Source organism: Actinomadura vinacea (genome assembly GCF_039532545.1).
In the GTDB taxonomy this organism is placed as follows: domain Bacteria; phylum Actinomycetota; class Actinomycetes; order Streptosporangiales; family Streptosporangiaceae; genus Spirillospora; species Spirillospora vinacea.
In genome coordinates, this window is record NZ_BAAARW010000012.1 from 40159 (window position 1) to 56646 (window position 16488).

21 protein-coding genes and 3 tRNA genes are annotated in these 16488 nt (G+C 72.3%); 9 read left to right on the forward strand and 15 right to left on the reverse strand.

All coding sequences use genetic code 11. From position 1 onward, the window contains the following. Positions 1 to 11 precede the first annotated feature (11 nt). A complete protein-coding gene (locus ABD340_RS15505) occupies positions 12 to 800 on the reverse strand; it encodes a lysophospholipid acyltransferase family protein (protein ID WP_344589664.1) in 789 nt (262 codons plus the stop codon). 65 nt (positions 801 to 865) lie between these two features. Between ABD340_RS15505 and cofC the strand changes: the two genes are divergently transcribed. Together cofC and ABD340_RS15515 are read left to right on the forward strand one after the other, a co-directional pair. Next, positions 866 to 1531, forward strand: a complete 666-nt coding sequence (cofC, locus tag ABD340_RS15510; protein ID WP_344589665.1) for a 2-phospho-L-lactate guanylyltransferase — start codon at positions 866 to 868, stop codon at positions 1529 to 1531. Positions 1532 to 1548: 17 nt separating this feature from the next. Beyond that, on the forward strand, positions 1549 to 1755 hold the full coding sequence (locus ABD340_RS15515) for a cold-shock protein (protein WP_344589666.1): 207 nt from the start codon (positions 1549 to 1551) through the stop codon (positions 1753 to 1755). 183 nt (positions 1756 to 1938) lie between these two features. On the opposite strand, the gene ABD340_RS15520 is transcribed toward ABD340_RS15515, so the two are convergent. From ABD340_RS15520 to leuC, 4 genes are all read right to left on the reverse strand, one after another. After that, positions 1939 to 2217 carry an HU family DNA-binding protein gene (locus ABD340_RS15520; protein ID WP_131900547.1) on the reverse strand — a complete coding sequence of 93 codons (279 nt, stop codon included), beginning with the start codon at positions 2215 to 2217 and terminating at the stop codon, positions 1939 to 1941. 158 nt (positions 2218 to 2375) lie between these two features. After that, positions 2376 to 2627, reverse strand: a complete 252-nt coding sequence (locus tag ABD340_RS15525; RefSeq protein WP_344589667.1) for an SCO5555 family protein — start codon at positions 2625 to 2627, stop codon at positions 2376 to 2378. 271 nt (positions 2628 to 2898) lie between these two features. After that, positions 2899 to 3486, reverse strand: coding sequence for a 3-isopropylmalate dehydratase small subunit (leuD, locus tag ABD340_RS15530; protein WP_344589668.1), 588 nt, complete (start codon positions 3484 to 3486; stop codon positions 2899 to 2901). 14 nt (positions 3487 to 3500) lie between these two features. Further along, positions 3501 to 4898 carry a 3-isopropylmalate dehydratase large subunit gene (leuC, locus tag ABD340_RS15535; RefSeq protein WP_344589669.1) on the reverse strand — a complete coding sequence of 466 codons (1398 nt, stop codon included), beginning with the start codon at positions 4896 to 4898 and terminating at the stop codon, positions 3501 to 3503. A gap of 189 nt (positions 4899 to 5087) precedes the next feature. Between leuC and ABD340_RS15540 the strand changes: the two genes are divergently transcribed. Next, complete coding sequence (locus tag ABD340_RS15540; RefSeq protein WP_344589670.1) at positions 5088 to 5807, forward strand: IclR family transcriptional regulator; 720 nt, start codon at positions 5088 to 5090, stop codon at positions 5805 to 5807. Between the two features lie 6 nt (positions 5808 to 5813). Here ABD340_RS15540 and ABD340_RS15545 read toward each other — a convergent pair whose 3' ends face one another. After that, on the reverse strand, positions 5814 to 6827 hold the full coding sequence (locus ABD340_RS15545) for a redoxin domain-containing protein (RefSeq protein ID WP_344589671.1): 1014 nt from the start codon (positions 6825 to 6827) through the stop codon (positions 5814 to 5816). Between the two features lie 74 nt (positions 6828 to 6901). Here ABD340_RS15545 and ABD340_RS15550 point away from each other — a divergent pair, with 74 nt between their 5' ends. The 5 genes from ABD340_RS15550 to ABD340_RS15570 all read left to right on the forward strand — a co-directional run bounded on the left by ABD340_RS15550 (position 6902) and on the right by ABD340_RS15570 (position 9560). Beyond that, on the forward strand, positions 6902 to 7537 hold the full coding sequence (locus ABD340_RS15550) for a MerR family transcriptional regulator (protein WP_344589672.1): 636 nt from the start codon (positions 6902 to 6904) through the stop codon (positions 7535 to 7537). A gap of 67 nt (positions 7538 to 7604) precedes the next feature. Further along, entirely contained in the window at positions 7605 to 8000 is a 396-nt protein-coding gene (locus ABD340_RS15555; RefSeq protein ID WP_344589673.1) for a YidH family protein, read from the forward strand. After that, positions 7997 to 8305 carry a DUF202 domain-containing protein gene (locus ABD340_RS15560; protein ID WP_344589674.1) on the forward strand — a complete coding sequence of 103 codons (309 nt, stop codon included), beginning with the start codon at positions 7997 to 7999 and terminating at the stop codon, positions 8303 to 8305. Before ABD340_RS15555 ends, ABD340_RS15560 begins: the two co-directional genes overlap by 4 nt. A 17-nt stretch (positions 8306 to 8322) precedes the next feature. Then, positions 8323 to 9156, forward strand: a complete 834-nt coding sequence (locus tag ABD340_RS15565) for an SAM hydrolase/SAM-dependent halogenase family protein (protein WP_344589675.1) — start codon at positions 8323 to 8325, stop codon at positions 9154 to 9156. Positions 9157 to 9161: 5 nt separating this feature from the next. Next, positions 9162 to 9560 (forward strand): NUDIX hydrolase, encoded by a 399-nt coding sequence (locus ABD340_RS15570; RefSeq protein WP_344589676.1) that lies wholly within the window; start codon positions 9162 to 9164, stop codon positions 9558 to 9560. Between the two features lie 197 nt (positions 9561 to 9757). On the opposite strand, the gene ABD340_RS15575 is transcribed toward ABD340_RS15570, so the two are convergent. The 7 genes from ABD340_RS15575 to ABD340_RS15605 all read right to left on the reverse strand — a co-directional run bounded on the left by ABD340_RS15575 (position 9758) and on the right by ABD340_RS15605 (position 13650). Next, positions 9758 to 9830 (reverse strand) — tRNA-Glu (locus ABD340_RS15575). A 190-nt stretch (positions 9831 to 10020) separates the two neighbouring features. Further along, positions 10021 to 10093: transfer RNA gene (locus ABD340_RS15580), tRNA-Glu, on the reverse strand. 34 nt (positions 10094 to 10127) lie between these two features. Next, positions 10128 to 10199: transfer RNA gene (locus ABD340_RS15585), tRNA-Gln, on the reverse strand. A gap of 112 nt (positions 10200 to 10311) precedes the next feature. Then, the gene (locus ABD340_RS15590; protein ID WP_344589677.1) at positions 10312 to 10947 is read right to left on the reverse strand and encodes a DUF2461 domain-containing protein; all 636 of its coding nucleotides are present in this window, start codon (positions 10945 to 10947) and stop codon (positions 10312 to 10314) included. A gap of 67 nt (positions 10948 to 11014) precedes the next feature. Beyond that, complete coding sequence (locus ABD340_RS15595; RefSeq protein WP_344589678.1) at positions 11015 to 11782, reverse strand: fumarylacetoacetate hydrolase family protein; 768 nt, start codon at positions 11780 to 11782, stop codon at positions 11015 to 11017. 47 nt (positions 11783 to 11829) lie between these two features. Beyond that, positions 11830 to 13179 (reverse strand): cellulose binding domain-containing protein, encoded by a 1350-nt coding sequence (locus tag ABD340_RS15600; RefSeq protein WP_344589679.1) that lies wholly within the window; start codon positions 13177 to 13179, stop codon positions 11830 to 11832. A gap of 78 nt (positions 13180 to 13257) precedes the next feature. Next, positions 13258 to 13650, reverse strand: coding sequence for a hypothetical protein (locus ABD340_RS15605; protein ID WP_344589680.1), 393 nt, complete (start codon positions 13648 to 13650; stop codon positions 13258 to 13260). A gap of 287 nt (positions 13651 to 13937) precedes the next feature. Here ABD340_RS15605 and ABD340_RS15610 point away from each other — a divergent pair, with 287 nt between their 5' ends. Continuing rightward, positions 13938 to 14291, forward strand: coding sequence for an antibiotic biosynthesis monooxygenase family protein (locus ABD340_RS15610; RefSeq protein WP_344589681.1), 354 nt, complete (start codon positions 13938 to 13940; stop codon positions 14289 to 14291). A gap of 70 nt (positions 14292 to 14361) precedes the next feature. Here ABD340_RS15610 and ABD340_RS15615 read toward each other — a convergent pair whose 3' ends face one another. Then, positions 14362 to 14643: a GNAT family N-acetyltransferase gene (locus ABD340_RS15615; RefSeq protein WP_344589682.1), complete on the reverse strand. Its 282-nt coding sequence runs from the start codon at positions 14641 to 14643 to the stop codon at positions 14362 to 14364. A gap of 66 nt (positions 14644 to 14709) precedes the next feature. Continuing rightward, the gene (gene cimA / locus ABD340_RS15620; RefSeq protein ID WP_344589683.1) at positions 14710 to 16287 is read right to left on the reverse strand and encodes a citramalate synthase; all 1578 of its coding nucleotides are present in this window, start codon (positions 16285 to 16287) and stop codon (positions 14710 to 14712) included. Positions 16288 to 16488 lie beyond the last annotated feature (201 nt).

Consider the following 16488-nt stretch of genomic DNA (forward strand, 5'->3'; position numbering starts at 1 on the left):
GCTCCACTCGTTCATGACGCCTCCTCCGCGGCGCTCGAACCACGGCGCCGCTCCTCCAGCACTCTATGGTGGTCGTACAACTCGGTGGGCGGCTCCTTGCCGCGCAGCTCGCCCAGCAGCCCGGCGATCGCCCGCATGATGTCGTCGGTGGCCTCGCGCAGGACCTCCTTGGAGAGAGGGCGGCCCTCGTACCGCGACAGATCGACCGGCGCCCCCGCGATCACTCGCATCGTCTTGCGCGGGAACGGGTGGAAGCCCTTCTTCAGCGACCCCGCCAGCCCGCGCTGCTCGCCCTTCTTGTACGGCACCAGCTCGTGCGCGCCCCAGCCGGCGACCGGCACGACCTTGGCGCCGGTCTTGAGCGCCATCCGGGCCGCCCCGGTCTGCCCGGTCATCGGCCACAGCTCGGGGTCGCGGGTGCAGCTTCCCTCCGGGTAGAACATCAAACATTCACCCGCCCGCAGCGCCTCCTCGGCGTGCTCGAGGGCCATGGCGGCGTCGGCATGACCACGGTGAACGGGGATCTGCCCGGTGCCGCGAAGCACGTTCCGGATGAGCTTCACCTCGAACAGCGTCGACTTGGCCAGGTAGACGGGGTAGCGCCCGGACGCGTACACGAAGTGCGCCAGCGCGAGCGGGTCGGCCACCGAGATGTGGTTGGCGGCGATGATGACGCCGCCCTCTCCGGGCACGTTTTCACGTCCTCGCCACTCCCTCTTCAGGAGTCCGTTGAGCAGGGGCCGCAGGATGACGATCGTCACCTTCCGCCAGCGCGGCGAGTACGCGTGGTTCATGCCCATGCCCTCCTTCGTGAACGTGGGGTGTGCTCAGTTTCGCGGTTGCGTGCGCATAGTGTCGAGTTGCCATGTCTACAGCAGAACGCAGCACGCCCCGCTGGTCACTCGTCGTGCCCGTCAAGGTGCTGGCGAGGGCCAAGACCCGCATGTCCGAAGCGGCCGGACGCCATCGCGAGGCCCTCGCCCTCGCGGTCGCGACCGACACCGTGGCGGCCGCGCTGCGCTGCGACCGGGTGTCGCGCGTGATCGTGGTCACCGACGATCCGGTGCCCGCCGCCGAACTGGCCGCGCTCGGCGCCCTGGTGGTGCCCGACGAGCCGGACGCCGGGCTGAATCCCGCCCTGGTGCACGGCGCGTCGCGCAGCCGGGAGAGCGCCCCCGAGACCGGGGTAGGGGCGATCTCGGCCGATCTGCCCGCGCTGCGCCCCGGGGAGCTGGGCCGCGTCCTGGACGCCGCGTCGCGGTCGCCGGAGGCGTTCGTGCCGGACGCCGCCGGGGTCGGGACGACGCTCTACACGGCCCGCCCGGGGGTGCCGTTCTCCCCGGCGTTCGGCGGGGACTCCCGCGCCGCACACCGCGCCCGCGGCGCCCGGGAACTGCTGCTGGACGGCATCGACAGCGTGCGCCGCGACGTCGACACCCTGGACGATCTCCGCGCCGCCCTCACCCTGGGCACCGGGCCGCGCACGGCGGCGGTCGCCGAACTGCTGCCCGCACTGGGCGCCCCGGCCTGACCGGTAGGGTGCCGGGCATGCAGGGGACGGTGCGGACCTACGACGCCGAGACCCGTTCGGGCAGCGTCCTGCTCGACGACGGGACCGAGCTGCTCTTCGACACGGCGGCATTCGACGCGGGCGGCCTACGCCTGCTGCGCCTGGGCCAGCGAGTCAACCTGGCCGTCGAAGGAGAGCGCATCACCGTGATCACCCTCTCAACCTTCCCGCTACCGCCCAGATGACCTCCACCTCGGGGTGCACCCGCCCATCCCGGGGGCAAGGGGCGGAGCCCCAATGGGGGTGTGGGGGCGGAGCCCCTGCCGGGGGGCCTGGGGGCCTGGGGGGTGGCCCCCAGGTAGACACGGCAAAGGGGCAGCGGTCCGCGCTTTCCGCGGACACACTGCCCCCAAGCCCCGTGCTCGCCTCTACTTCTTGCCTGCCACCAGGTTCTTGAAGTCGGCGCCGGCCTTGAACTTCGGCACGGACGTCGCGGGAACCTGGATGGTCTTGCCCGTTGCGGGATTGCGGGCCGTACGGGCAGGCCGGTCGGCCTTCTCGAACGAACCGAACCCGGTGATCGCGACCTTGTCGCCCTTGGCGACGGCGGTCTGGATCGTCTCCAGGATGGCGTCGACGGCCTCGGCTGCGGCCTTCTTGCTGCCCAGCCGGTCAGAGATGGCGTCGACCAGCTCACGCTTGTTCATGGGTTACTCCTCTAGTTCCCCCCTTGCCCGAACGAAACTAAAGGACCCATAGCACCGACACAATCACCTGGAAGCAAGAGTTCCCGTGTCGCTGGCGTTTTTGTCGGTCTCGCCCCCGTCTCGCCGGGCAGCCGGACCGGATCCGGCCACCTCGCACGCTAGCGGGCCTCGGGTGCCCCACGGAAATCGGCGAGGAAGCTGTCCAGCCTGCGTGCGGCCAGTACGGGGTCGCGTTTGGCCAGATCGGTGATCGCCAGCAGTTGCCGGATCAGCCGGCGCCGGGTCTCCCGGGGCAGCGGTGCGACCAGTTTGTGGGCGGCTCGCAGCTGCTCCGCCAGCCGGGTCAGCGCCGGGTCGTCCCACTCAGGACCGGTCCACGGGTCCCTGTCCCGTGCCTCCGGTTCAGTCAATGTCCAAGCCCCCATTACGAGTCGAGCGTGTCTCCGCACTAACTGAATTGTCCTTGGTGCGGAGACACGCTCGTACATCCGGGGCGCCTGCTAGGCCGTGCCTGTCTAGAAGTGGCCTCAGGTACCGCGCGAGCGCGCTACCTGGCCGGTGGTGCGATGCCGGAGGCGAGCTTCACCGGCCAGATCGCGAAGCGATGTCGCGCTCGCCCAGGCCCGGTCAGGGTGCGAGCCGCTAGGCGAGTGCCCTGGGCCGGGGTTGAATTAACACAGCCTAGGCGGTCACGGGCAGCCAGGGGGTGCGGCGTTCCTCGAAGGCGGCGATGGCGTCGGCGTGGCGGAGGGTGAGGCCGATGTCGTCCAGGCCCTCCATGAGCCGCCAGCGGGTGTAGTCGTCGATCTCGAACGGGGCGGCGATGTCGCCGCTGCGCACTTCGCGGGCGCCGAGGTCGACGGTGATCTCCGCGGTCGGGTCCGCTTCCGCCTGGGCCTGGAGCGCCTCGACGGTCTCGGCCGGGAGGATCACCGGCAGCAGCCCCATCTTGGTGGAGTTGTTGCGGAAGATGTCGCCGAAGCGGGGCGCGATGACGACGCGGAAGCCGTACTGCTGCAGGGCCCAGACGGCGTGCTCGCGGGACGATCCGGTGCCGAAGTCGGGCCCGGCGATCAGGATGCTGGCGCCCTCGTACCGCTGCTGGTTGAGCACGAATCCGGGGTCCTCGCGCCAGGCGGAGAACAGGCCCTTGTCGAAGCCGGTGCGGCTGACCTGCTTGAGCCAGACGGCCGGGATGATCTGGTCGGTGTCGACGTTGCTGCGGCGCAGCGGCACGCCGCGGCCGGTGTGGGTGGTGAACGCTTCCATGGTCGTGAGATTCCTTACAGGTCGGCGGGCGCGGTCAGGCGGCCGGTGACGGCGGTCGCGGCGGCGACGGTCGGCGACACCAGGTGGGTCCTTCCGCCGGGCCCCTGCCGGCCTTCGAAGTTGCGGTTGGACGTCGACGCGCTGCGCTCCCCCGGGGTGAGCTTGTCGGGGTTCATGGCCAGGCACATCGAGCAGCCGGCTTCGCGCCACTCAGCGCCCGCGGCGGAGATGACCTCGTTCAGGCCCTCCTCCTCGGCCTGCTTCTTGACCTTCATGGAGCCGGGCACGACCAGCATCCGGACGCCGTCGGCGACCTTGCGGCCGGCCAGGACGCCGGCGACGGCGCGCAGGTCCTCGATGCGGCCGTTGGTGCAGGAGCCGACGAAGACGGTGTCGACCTCGATCTCGCGCAGCGGCGTGCCGGCGGTCAGGCCCATGTACTCCAGGGCCCGCTCGGCGGCCTGGCGGTCGGTCGGGTCGTCGTAGGAGGCCGGGTCGGGCACCGAGTCGGCCAGCGGCAGGCCCTGCCCGGGGTTGGTGCCCCAGGTGACGAACGGGGTCAGCTCCGCGGCGTCGATCACGACCTCCTTGTCGAAGGCGGCGTCGTCGTCGGTGCGCAGGGACGTCCAGTACTCGACGGCCTTGTCCCAGTCGGCGCCCTGCGGGGCGTGCGGGCGGCCCTTGAGGTAGGCGAAGGTGGTCTCGTCCGGGGCGATCATGCCGGCCCGGGCGCCGGCCTCGATGGACATGTTGCAGACCGTCATCCGGCCTTCCATCGACAGCGACCGGATCGCCTCGCCGCGGTATTCGATGATGTGGCCTTGGCCGCCGCCGGTGCCGATCCGGGCGATGATCGCCAGGATCAGGTCCTTGGCGGTGACGCCTTCGGGCAGTTCCCCGTCCACGGTCACGGCCATGGTCTTGGGCTTGATCTGCGGGAGCGTCTGGGTGGCCAGGACGTGCTCGACCTCGCTGGTGCCGATCCCGAACGCGAGTGCGCCGAACGCGCCGTGCGTGGAGGTGTGCGAGTCGCCGCAGACCACGGTCATGCCGGGCTGGGTCAGGCCCAACTGGGGGCCGATGACGTGCACGATGCCCTGGCCGTCGTCGCCCATCGGGTGCAGCCGGACGCCGAAGTCGGCGCAGTTCTTGCGCAGCGTCTCGACCTGGGTGCGGGAGACCGGGTCGGCGATCGGCTTGAGCAGGTCGGTGGTGGGGACGTTGTGGTCCTCGGTGGCGATCGTCAGCTCCGGGCGGCGCACCTTGCGGCCGGCCATCCGCAGGCCGTCGAACGCCTGCGGGCTGGTGACCTCGTGGACCAGGTGGAGGTCGATGTAGAGCAGGTCCGGTTCACCCTCGGCTCGTCGTACGACGTGCGCGTCGTACACCTTCTCGGCCAATGTGCGGCCCATCGCTCCACCTCGCCTGGTTCGGTTCCGGCGCGCCGGCGCGCCGTGGTATCGGTCACCTTGCCGCCGTCTCGATCGGGGGTTCCGGCGGTCGCCCCCGGGTCGGCACCGCGGGCAGCGGCGAAGCGCACGCAGCGCAATGAGCACACTACCCGAGTTGCATCTCAAATTACGAGACGGCAATATCAAGACATGGACAACTCTAGCGGAGTCGGCGTACTTGACAAAGCGGTTCTGGTACTGAACGCGCTGGAAGCCGGCCCGGCGTCGCTGGCACAGCTCGTCCAGACCACCGGGCTGGCGCGTCCGACCGCCCACCGGCTCGCCGTCGCGCTGGAGCATCACCGGCTCGTCCACCGCGACACCCAGGGCCGGTTCATCCTGGGCCCGCGGCTCGCCGAGCTGGCCGTGGCGGCCGGGGAGGACAGGCTGCTGGCCATCGCGCAGCCCGTCCTGGTGCAGCTGCGCGACCTCACCGGCGAGAGCGCCTCCCTGTTCCGCCGCCAGGGCGACGTGCGGGTGTGCGTGGCGGCGGCCGAGCGCAGCAGCGGGCTGCGCGACACCATCCCGGTCGGGGCCGCGCTGCCGATGACCGCCGGCTCGGCCGCGCAGATCCTGCTGGCCTGGGAGGAGCCCGACCGGCTGCACCGCGGCCTGCGCGGCGCCAAGTTCGAGGCCACCACGCTGTCCACGGTGCGGCGGCGCGGCTGGGCGCAGAGCGTGGGCGAGCGCGAGCAGGGCGTCGGCTCGGTGTCGGCGGCGATCCGCGGCGCCGGCGGGCGGGTCATCGCGGCCGTCTCGGTCTCCGGGCCGCTGGAGCGCCTCACCCGCTCCCCCGGGAGGCTGCACGCCGGTCCGGTGATGGCCGCGGCCGAGAAGATCTCCGAGTCGATGCGCCGCACCACCTCCTGACCTGCTCTAGGCCTCCAGCGGCCGGTAGATGGGGATGTTCGCGCGCTCCAGCTCCTCGCGCAGCTCGAAGTAGGCGTCCCCGAACGGGTCCTCGCCGGTGAGGCTCATGAGGCCGCGCCGGATGGACACGTCGTGCGGGGCGAGCGCGGCGGCCTCGCCGAGGTGGCGGCGGGCGGCGCCGTCCCGGCCGGCGCGGGCCAGCCAGACCGCGAGCCGCGCGTGCGTCCGCGCCCGCCGCTCCGCGGCGGTCGGCACGCGCAGCCGCTCGCGGACCTGACCGGGGGTGAGTCCCGGGTCGCGGTCCAGGACCCAGCGGCGCAACGCGGCGCGGGAGACCTCCGGGTCCAGGCCGTTCATGGAGCGGAACAGGTCGGTGGCGGTCTGGGTGTCCTGCGGCCGGGCGATCCGCCCCTCCTCGTCGATCCACACCACGGTCGGCACGTTGATCACGTTGTAGAGCTCGGCGACGGTGCCCTCGGCGTCGACCAGAGCCGGATGGGTGGCCCCGGCCTCCTCGATCCAGCGCCGCGCGTCGTCCGCCGAGCGGTCGAGGGCCACGCTGACGACGGTCAGCCCGGCGCTCTCCAGCTCCGCGTGCCGTTCCTGCCAGGCGGGCAGGTCGTAGCGGCAGCCGCACCAGGACGCCCAGAAGACCAGCGCGACCTTGCGGCCGCGCAGGTCCGACAGTGAGACGCCGTCCAGGGTGAAGTCGGGGGCGTCGTCGACGCTGAGGGCCTGCGCGAAGGGCCCTTCTCCGGCGCCGAACGCCACCGCCCGCTCCACGGGATCGATCACGGCGATCTTGCCGACCAGCGCGGCGAACGCGGCGACGTCCACGCCTTCCGGGGTCTCTGCGGCGGCCGCGCGGGCGGCGGGCAGGCACGCCTCCGCCCGGCACCAGCCGTGCGGCTTGCGCACCCAGCCGAGCAGTGGACGGTCGATCGGGGCGAGCAGCCGTCCCCGATCGTCGATACGGGCGTCGAGCGGGTGCTCCCGGCCCGCTTCCACGGCGGTGAACATGGGACCCTCCTGTTGGATAGCAACAGTATCCAATACTTGGATAGCCGTAGTATCCAAGTCAAGAGGTGACGGCGATGCAGATTTCCGAACTGAGCGACCGCAGCGGTCTGACGGTCCAGACGATCAAGTTCTACATCCGCGAGGAGTTGCTGCCGAAGGGCACCCCGTCGGGCGCCACCCGCGCCGAGTACGACCAGGACCATCTCGAGCGGCTGCGCCTCATCCGCGCGCTGCGCGAGGTCGGCGACCTGCCGGTCGCCGCCATCCGCCGGATCCTGGCCGCCGTCGAGGACGACGGCATCGGGATGCACGAGCTGTTCGGCACCACGCAGTACGCCATCGGCCCGCACGTCACCCCGCCCGACGACCCGCACTGGCGCGCCGCCCGCGAAGACGTCGACGCGCTCATCGCCGAACTCGGCTGGCGGGTCACCGACCGCGCCCCCGCCCGCGACCTGCTCGCCCAGACCTTCGTCGCGCTGCGCCGGCTCGGCTTCCCGGTCACCCTCACCGACCTGCGGCCGTACGTGCGCGCCGCCGCCGAGGTCGCCGAACACGAGATCGGCGGCGTCACCGACGGCGCCCCGCGCGCCCGCACCGTCCACTCGATGCTCGTCTCGACCGTCCTGTCCGAGCAGGTCCTCACCGCGCTGCACCGCCTGGCCCAGGAGGACGCCTCGGCCCGCCGATTCGGTGAATTCCAGCCATGATAAGTCGGAATTGCACCATTGACGACTAATTCGTCATTTAAATTCCTCATCACCTAATATGGTCTCGATGACCGCTACGGATTCCCAGAAGGCGCCGGAGGCGCGCGGCCGGTGGACGGACCGGCTGCTGGCCGAGGGAGACGACCCCGACCCCAGGTTCACCCTTGCCAACGAGCGGACCTTCCTCGCCTGGATCCGTACCGCGCTGGCCGTGATCGCCGCGGGGGTCGGCGCGGCGCTCAGCGGCGACGCGCTGGCCGCCCCGCTGCGCAACGGGCTGGCGATCGCGTTCTCGGCGACCGGCGCGCTGATCGCCGTGCTGGCGTTCCGCCGCTGGCTGCGCGCCGAGCGGGCGCTGCGCCGGGCCGAGACGCTGCCGCCGCCCGCACTGGCCCCGATCATGTCGTACGGGCTCGCGCTGGCCGCGGTCGTGCTGCTGGTGGCACTGCTGGCGACCCGATGACCCGGCCCGGCCTGCACGACCGCGGCGCCCAGCCGGAGCGCACCGCGCTGGCCTGGACCCGCACCACGCTGTCACTGATCGTGGCGGGCCTGCTGTGCGTCCGGTTCGCCCCGTCCCCGGCGGCCGCCGCGCTCGCCGCCGCGGCCGTGTGCGGCGCGGCGTCGCTGCAGCTGCGCCGCGCGCTCCGGCGGCATCCGGGCCGCCGCCCCGGCCCCCCGCCTACGGCCGACCCTGTATCGGTCCTGCTGGCGACCGCCGTGACGGTCATGCTGGGGATGCTCGGCCCGTTCTTCCTGCTCGGCTGAGGGTACGCTCAAGCTCTGTGCCGGAGGACCGCCCGTTCATCAGCCTGACCACCGACTTCGGGGACGCCTACACCGCGATCTGCGCCGGGGTCGTGCACACGATCGTCCCGGCGGCGAACGTGCTGGTGCTCAGCGACGAGGTGACGCCGTACGCGATCGTGGAGGGCGCGCTGCTGCTCCGCCAGGCGCTGCCCTACCTGCCGCGCGGCGTGCACGTCGGCATCGTGGACCCCGGGGTCGGCACACCGCGCCGCCCGGTCGCGATCGCGACGGTGCGCGGCGACGTGCTGGTCGGCCCCGACAACGGCCTGCTCCCGCCCGCCGCCGAACGGCTCGGCGGCGCCGTCCGGGCCCACGAGCTGCGCAACCCCGACTTCCGCCTGCCCCAGGTGTCGTCCTCGTTCCACGGCCGGGACGTCTTCGCCCCCGCCGCCGCCCACATTGCCGCCGGCGCCGACCTCGCCGCGCTGGGCCCCGGGCTCGACGTCGCCGGCCTGACGGCCCTCGACATCCCCGTCCCGGCCGTGCGGGACGGCGAGCTGACGGCGGCCGTCCTCTACACCGACCGCTTCGGCAGCCTGATCACTTCCGCCGAGGAGACCGATCTCACCATCTCCCTCGGCCCGCTGGAGCACGGCACCGTCCTGGAGACGTCCTGGACGGGCAGGGACGGCCAGCTCCGATCGGCCCGCGTCGTGTACGAAGCCACCTACGGCCGGGTCCCCGAGGGCGCGGGGCTGCTCTGGATCGACTCCTCGGGCCTGCTCGGCCTGGCGGTCAACCAGGGCTCGGCCGCCGAGCGCTTCGGCCTCGGGGCCGGCGGCACGCTGACCGTCCGGCTGGCACACTGATCGCCATGGACCTCGACGTCGTCGCCTGGGTGCACGTCTCCCGCGACCGGCTGCTGGCGGTACGGTCACGCGGCCGCGACCTGCTGTACCTGCCCGGCGGCAAGCGCGAGCCGGGCGAGGACGACTGGTCGGCGCTGTCCCGCGAGGTCCGCGAGGAACTGGCGCTCGAACTGGACCCCGGCTCGTTCCGGGAGCTCGGCGTGATCCGCGCCGCCGCCCACGACCAGCCCGCTTTCGCCCAGGTGCGGATGGCGTGCTTCACCGCGGGCTACGCGGGCGACATGTCCGCCGCAGGCGAGATCGACGAGTACCGCTATGTCGGACGCGCCGAACGGTCCCTCCTGGCCCCGGCCGCCCAAGCAGCCCTGGACCTGGCAACCACCCACGGCCTCCTGAGCCCCTGAGACGTCCACCCCAGGCCCTCGCCGCGGTTTCGCCCCCGCCTGCCCCTAAAACGCGAAAGCCCCGACCACCACGTGATCGGGACCTCCTGTGAAGGCGAAGCCTTCACAGCGGGGGTTCCAGGGGGTCGCCCCCTGGGCTAGCACAGCGGGCCCCGGCGAAGTTGCCCCGAAGGGCAACGAGCAGAGGGGCCCACGCGTACCCCCGAGCGGATTCGAACCGCCGTTACCGCCTTGAGAGGGCGGCGTCCTAGGCCACTAGACGACGGGGGCCGGACTAAAAAAACATGGAGCGCAAACTCCAACCCCGCACGTGCAGGCGAAGCCTTCACAACGGGGGACAACGGGGGTTCCAGGGGGTCGCCCCCCTGGGCTAGCACTGCGGGGGTCGCCCCCCTGGGCTAGCACTGCGAGCTCCGGCGAAGTTGCCCCGAAGGGCAACGAGCAGGATGGCCCAGCACCGTACCCCCGAGCGGATTCGAACCGCCGTTACCGCCTTGAGAGGGCGGCGTCCTAGGCCACTAGACGACGGGGGCAGAAACAAAGGGAGACTTCGGTGAAGCCGCCCAGCTGGGGTACCAGGACTCGAACCTAGACTAACTGAACCAGAATCAGTCGTGCTGCCGATTACACCATACCCCACTGCGGTAAGCGGATCCTTCTGGTTGCAGGCCGTCCGGTCGCTCGCGCCTCGAAGAGAATACAGGACCTTGGTAGTCGAACCAAAACGATTCCGCGGGGCCGGGAGAGCCGTTCATCGGGCGAAGCCGGGCGGGCCCAGGTGCTCGTTGCCCCACTGGACGAGCGGCAGCAGCCGCCGCCAGGACGCGCGGACGCGGTCGACGGCCTCGGGGGTGCCCATCCAGGGGTCGGCGGGCCAGCCCTCGTGCGCGTACAGGGAGCGGTGCCGGAGCAGGTCGAGGCGGGGGTGGTCGGGACGGCTGCCGCGGGGCCGGGTCTTGAGGCGGTCTCCGGCGATCTCCAGTCCGGCGGCGCGCAGCGCGTCGACGATCGCCTCCAGTTCCTTGCCTGTGGCGTCGGCGTCGACGGCGGCACGGTAGCGGCGGAGCCGTTCGGCGTCGGGGGCGAACATGCCGCCGGCGACCATCAGGCCGTCGGCGTCGATCTGGACGTACAGGCCGCCCTGGGCATGGGCGCCCTGGTGGGTCTTGTACGGCGTCTTGTCGGCCGCGAAGCGAACGTCCCGGTAGGGGCGGAACAGCTTGGCCGGGCCGAATTCGGGTTCGAGTTCGGCGCACAGTTCGGCGACCGGTTCGCGCACGTACCGCTGGTAGTCGTCCTTGTGCGCGGTCCAGTAGCTCTTGGAGTTGTCGGCGAGCAGGCCCTCGTAGAAGGCGAAAGTCTCCTCGGTGAATCCGCTGAATGCCATGGCGCCTCCCCTGTCGTACGACCTCCAGCCTAGGGAGGCCGTACGACAACCCGGGGGGTGCCGCAGGTCATTCGCGGGCGATGACGCGGTTGGTGAGTTCGCCCACGCCCTCGACGGCGACGGTGACCTCGTCGCCGATTTCCAGGGGGCCGACTCCGGCGGGGGTGCCGGTGAGGATGACGTCGCCGGGCAGCAGCGTCATGACCTGGCTGACGTACTCGACGAGCGAGGGCACGTCGTGCAGCAGCAGCGAGGTGCGCGCGTCCTGGCGGATCTCACCGTTGACGGTGGTGGTGATGGCGAGGTCGGACGGGTCGGCCTCGGTCTCGATCCAGGGGCCGAGGGGGCAGAAGGTGTCGAAGCCCTTGGCCCGCGTCCACTGCTTGTCCTTCTCTTGCAGGTCGCGGGCGGTGACGTCGTTGGCGCAGGTGTAGCCGAGGATGACCTCGGCGGCGCGGGCGGCGGGCACCTCGCGGCACATCCGGCCGATCACGACCGCCAGCTCGCCTTCGAAGTCGACCCGCCGGCTGAGCTTCTCCGGGTAGGCCACGGCCTCGCCGGGCCCGATCACCGCGGTGGACGGCTTGGCGAAGACCACCGGCTCGGCGGGGGGCTCGTCGCCGCCCATCTCGCGGACGTGGTCGGCGTAGTTCTTGCCGATCGCGATGACCTTGCTGGGCAGGATGGGTGCCAGCAGCCGCACGTCGGCGAGCGGGTGGCGCTGCCCGGTGAAGGTCAGTTCCCCGAACGGATGGGCCGCGACGGCGGCGACGGTGTTCTCTTCCACCACCCCGAAGGACATGCCCTCGTCGGTGGAGAACCTCGCGATACGCATGGTCAAGAGCCTAGTACCAGGCCGGTGGGAGCCGTCCCACCGGTCGGTCAGAAGCCGCAGGGCGCGCCGTTGACCAGGCACGTGCGCGGGTTGGCGGCGGTGCCCTCGGCGCCGAACTGGATCTCCCAGGTGGCGCCGGGCTGGACGGGCGGGGCGTTCTCCAGGTTGCGGATCTCCACCTTGTCGCCGCCGCGGGTCAGCCGGGCGCCCCAGATGTTCTTGACGTTGGCGCCGGGGGCGTCGAACGTGATTGTCCAGTCGTTCATGGGACGGCCGGAGCGGTTGGTGAAGACGAACTTGCCCTCGTAGTAGCCCGGGTCGCTCTGGACGAGCTGGTAGGTGATGCCGTCGCCCTGCACGACGGGGCCGGCGGGCGCGGCGGGCGGGGGCGGTACGGCGCCGCCCGCTCCGCCGGGGGCCTGTGCGGGCTCGGAGGCGCCGGGGTCGGCGCCGGGCGCGGGGGCGGCGGTGGCGCCGGGCGACTGCGGGCCGGACGGCGCGCCGGAGGGCCCGCTCGCCGGTGGGGACGAGGGGGCCGGGCCGGTGGCGGGCGGGGCCGATCGGGCGGCGGGCCGTCCGTCCGGGTCGTCGGAGCCGGAGGCCATGATCGCGGTGACGATCGCGCCGACGCCGATCACCAGCATCGCGGCGATGACGGCGGCCAGGAGCACGGGGCGGCGCGGCTTGCCCGCCGGCGCGGCCGCGGTGGCGGCGGGCGCGGCGGGGCCGACCGGGGTGCCGGGCGGCAGTCCGACCGAGGGCGACAGCGCGGGCAGTGGCGCAGGCGGCGGCGCGGGCGAGGTCGGGCTTTCGGCAGGCGCCGGGCCGGACTCCCGCCGCGGCATGGTCGGCCCGGTGGGCGCGTCCGGAGCCGGCGGGGCGGCCTGCGCGTTCCCGGTGGCCTCCTCGGCGCCGAACTGCTCGGTCCAGGGCCCTTGCTCGGCGGCCGCGGCGGTGACGACGGGCGGCGGCTCGGACGGTGTCTGGGCGGGCGCGGGCTCCTCGGCGGAGGGGGACGGCTCCGGGCCTTCGGCGTCCAGGCCGAACCGGGCGAAGGGGGGCACCGGGAGCTGGATGGGCGTCCCGGGTACCTCCGGCTCGGGGTCGGTCTCCACGGCCTCGGGTTCGGCCGTGAAGTCCGTCACGGTCGAGGGTGGCTCGGGCGTCTCCACGACCGTGCTCGCGGAATCGGTGGAGTCGTCGGCCCGCAGGTCGCGGCCGGTCTCCTCCGGGTCGGCCGGGGCCGGGGGGAGCGGGCGGTCCACGACGGTGTCGCCCGCGAGATCGGTGGGCTCGGGGCCCGTCTCGTCCTGGACGGCGCCCGTGACCTTCGGGATCTCGAACTCGGTGGTGCTCTTGTGGTCCGGGGGGACGTACCCGGGCTCCTGGGCGCTCAACTCCGTCACCTTCCCATAGCGGCGGCCCGATGGCCGGCCTCATGGAGTCCGACGACCGCGGGGGCGGTGAGGTTCGGATCAGCCCGCGGCGGCCGGTTCCAGACCGCGCCGGGCCGCCGCCCGCTGGTGCCGGTCGAGCATGTCGGTGATCAGCCCGATCGCGTCGGGACGGGTGGTGTCCAGGCCCTCGCTGAGCCAGCGGCTCGCCTCGGCCAGCAGTTCCTCGGAGTCGGCGGCGCCGCTCCGGTCGGCGAGCCGCGCCAGCACGGCGCTCAGCCGGATCGCGGCGCCGGGCCGGTCGGACTCGGCGGCCTGCCGGAACCAGCCGGCGGCCCGGTCGAGGTCGCCCTCGCTCTCGTACAGCATGCCGAGGCCGAAGGCGATGTCGCCCCAGGAGCCGCCGGAACCGCCGCAGCACCCGCCCGTGCCGCGGTGGTCCGCGGGCTCGGGAGGCACGGGTCGGACGGACATGCGATCACTCCAGGAATGGGAACGTACGGGAACGGCGGGACGGTCGCGGCGCCGGGGAACGGCTGCGGCGCGGCCGTGGCCACGAGGTCAACATCATGACGGCCGGCCCGCGCTTTCGCCACTTGTTTAGACAGTATCGGCGAAATTTTCTATGAAAGGTCCCTTACCCGAGTCATTCCTCATGTCAGAAATGAGCCTTTCGGCCGCGGCGCGCCGCCCCGGGTGCCCCGGGACGCGCCGGGACGGCCGGATAGGGTCGTGCTGAAGATCGACGAAGGAGTCCGACCGTGTCCGTGGTGAAGATCAACGTACTGACCGTCCCCGAGGAGATGCGCGCGGAGCTGGAACGGCGCTTCGCGGACCGGGCCGGCCTGGTCGAGTCCGCCGACGGCTTCGAGCACTTCGAGCTGCTGCGCCCGGTGGACGGCACCGACCGCTACCTCGTCTACACGCGTTGGGTAAGCGAAGAAGCCTTCCAGCGCTGGACGGAGGGCCAGGCGTTCCAGCGCGGGCACGCCGAGTCCATGAAGGACGCGCGGGCCGCCGAGGGGCACGGCCACGGGCACGGGCGGGGCCCTGCCTCCACCGGGTCCGAGGTCTGGTCGTTCGACGTGATCGAGAGCGCCGGTCCCAAGTCCTGACCCGGGCCCGGGTGATCGGGGCCGGGACGGTCGTGGTCACGATCGCCCCGGCCCCGGCCGGATCGGCGGCTCAGTCGGCGACGAGGTCCCGGTAGTCGGGGTGCTTGTCGATCCAGCCCTCGATAAAGGGGCACAGCGGCACCGCCGCCAGGCCCTTGGCGCGGACGTCGTCCAGGGCGCCGCGGGCCAGCGCGCCGCCCACGCCCTGGCCCTCGTACGCCCCGTCCACCTCGGTGTGGGTGAACACGATCTTGCCCGGCCGGGTCCGGTACTGCGCGAACCCGGCGAGCTCGCCGTCCACCCGGATCTCGTAGCGGCTCGCCTCGGCGTTGTCGGTGACCTCTTTGCTCATGCCCGGACTATGCCCATCCGGACGCAAAGATTCCATTCAGGGCCGGGCGGGCCCGCCCGGCGCCCGTCAGCTCGCCTCGTAGCCGGCGTGCAGGAGGCAGTAGGTGACGGCCTCCTCCAGCGCCTGCCAGGACGCCGCGATGACGTTGTCCTCGACCCCGACCGTGCCCCATTCGCGCTCGCCGTCGCTGGACTCGATCAGGACCCGGGTGCGGGCGCCCGTCCCGTGCGTGCCCTCCAGGATCCGGACCTTGTAGTCGACCAGCTCGAGCCGTCCCAGCTCCGGGTAGAGCCGCCCCAGCGCCACCCGCAGCGCGTTGTCGAGGGCGTTGACGGGGCCGTTGCCCTCGCCCGTGGCGACGATCCGCTCGCCCTTGGCGTGCAGCTTCACCGTGGCCTCGCTGACCATGGACCCGTCGGGGCGGCGCTCGACGATCGCCCGCCACGACTCGACCTCGAAGTGCCGCTGCCGGACGCCGGTCAGCTCCTCGCGCAGCAGCAGCTCGAACGAGGCGTCGGCGGCTTCGAAGGTGTAGCCGGTGGACTCCAGCTCCTTGACCCGCGCCACGACGTCCTTGGCCTTCTCGCCGGACAGGTCGTAGCCCAGCTCGCGGCCCTTGAGCTCGACCGAGGCGCGCCCGGCCATGCTGGAGACCAGCATCCGCATGTCGTTGCCGACCGTGGCCGGGTCGATGTGCTGGTAGAGGTCGGGGTCCACCTTGATCGCCGAGGCGTGCAGCCCGGCCTTGTGCGCGAACGCCGACAGCCCCACGTACGGCTGCTGGGAGCCGGGCGTGACGTTGGTGACCTCGGAGACCGCGTGCGCGATCCGGGTCATCTCGGCCATCTGCTCGTCCGACACCAGCCGCAGGCCCCGCTTGAGCTGCAGGTTCCCGATGACGGTGAACAGGTTGGCGTTGCCGCTGCGCTCGCCGTAGCCGTTGGCGCAGCCCTGCACGTGGGTGGCGCCGGCCTTCACCGCGGCCAGCGAGTTGGCGACCGCGCAGCCGGAGTCGTCGTGGCAGTGGATGCCGACGCGGGCGCCGGCCGAGACGACCTCGTGCACCACCTCGGCCAGCTCGTCGGGCAGCATCCCGCCGTTGGTGTCGCACAGCGCGACGACGTCGGCGCCGGCCTCGGCGGCGGTGCGGACGACCTCCAGCGCGTAGGCGCGGTTGGCCTTGTAGCCGTCGAAGAAGTGCTCGGCGTCCAGAAAGACTCGCTGGCCCTCCGCACGCAGGTGGGAGACCGTGTCGCGGATCATCGCGAGGTTCTCCTCCAGGGTCGTGCGGAGGGCCAGTTCGACGTGCCGGTCGTGGCTCTTGGCGACGAGCGTCACGACCGGCGCGCGGGAGTCGCGCAGGGCGGCCACCTGGGGGTCGTCGGCGGCCTGCACTCCGGCCCGGCGGGTCGCGCCGAACGCGGTGAGCTGCGCGTGCCTCAGGTCGAGCTCGGTCAGAGCCCGCCTGAAGAACTCGGTGTCCTTGGGGTTGGCGCCGGGCCAGCCGCCCTCGATGAAGCCGACGCCGAGGTCGTCGAGATGGCGCGCGACGGCGAGCTTGTCGGCCACGGAGAGGTTGAGCCCCTCCTGCTGCGAGCCGTCGCGCAGCGTGGTGTCGTAAACGTGGAAGGCGTCACCCTGCATCGTCGTTCCCCCTCAGGGTTCTGGGCTGGCGCGCCGCTTGCCGTCCGTGCCGCTCCCCCGCGGCGGGGAGCCCTGGAACGCAAAAAGACCCCTCACGGACGTGAGAGGTCTGCGCGCCGGCGGTGTCCCGTTGTCAGCCGGCGCGCCAGCCGATAATCACGAGGCTGTGGCGCATGATGACGACAGTCTGCCATACGGGCC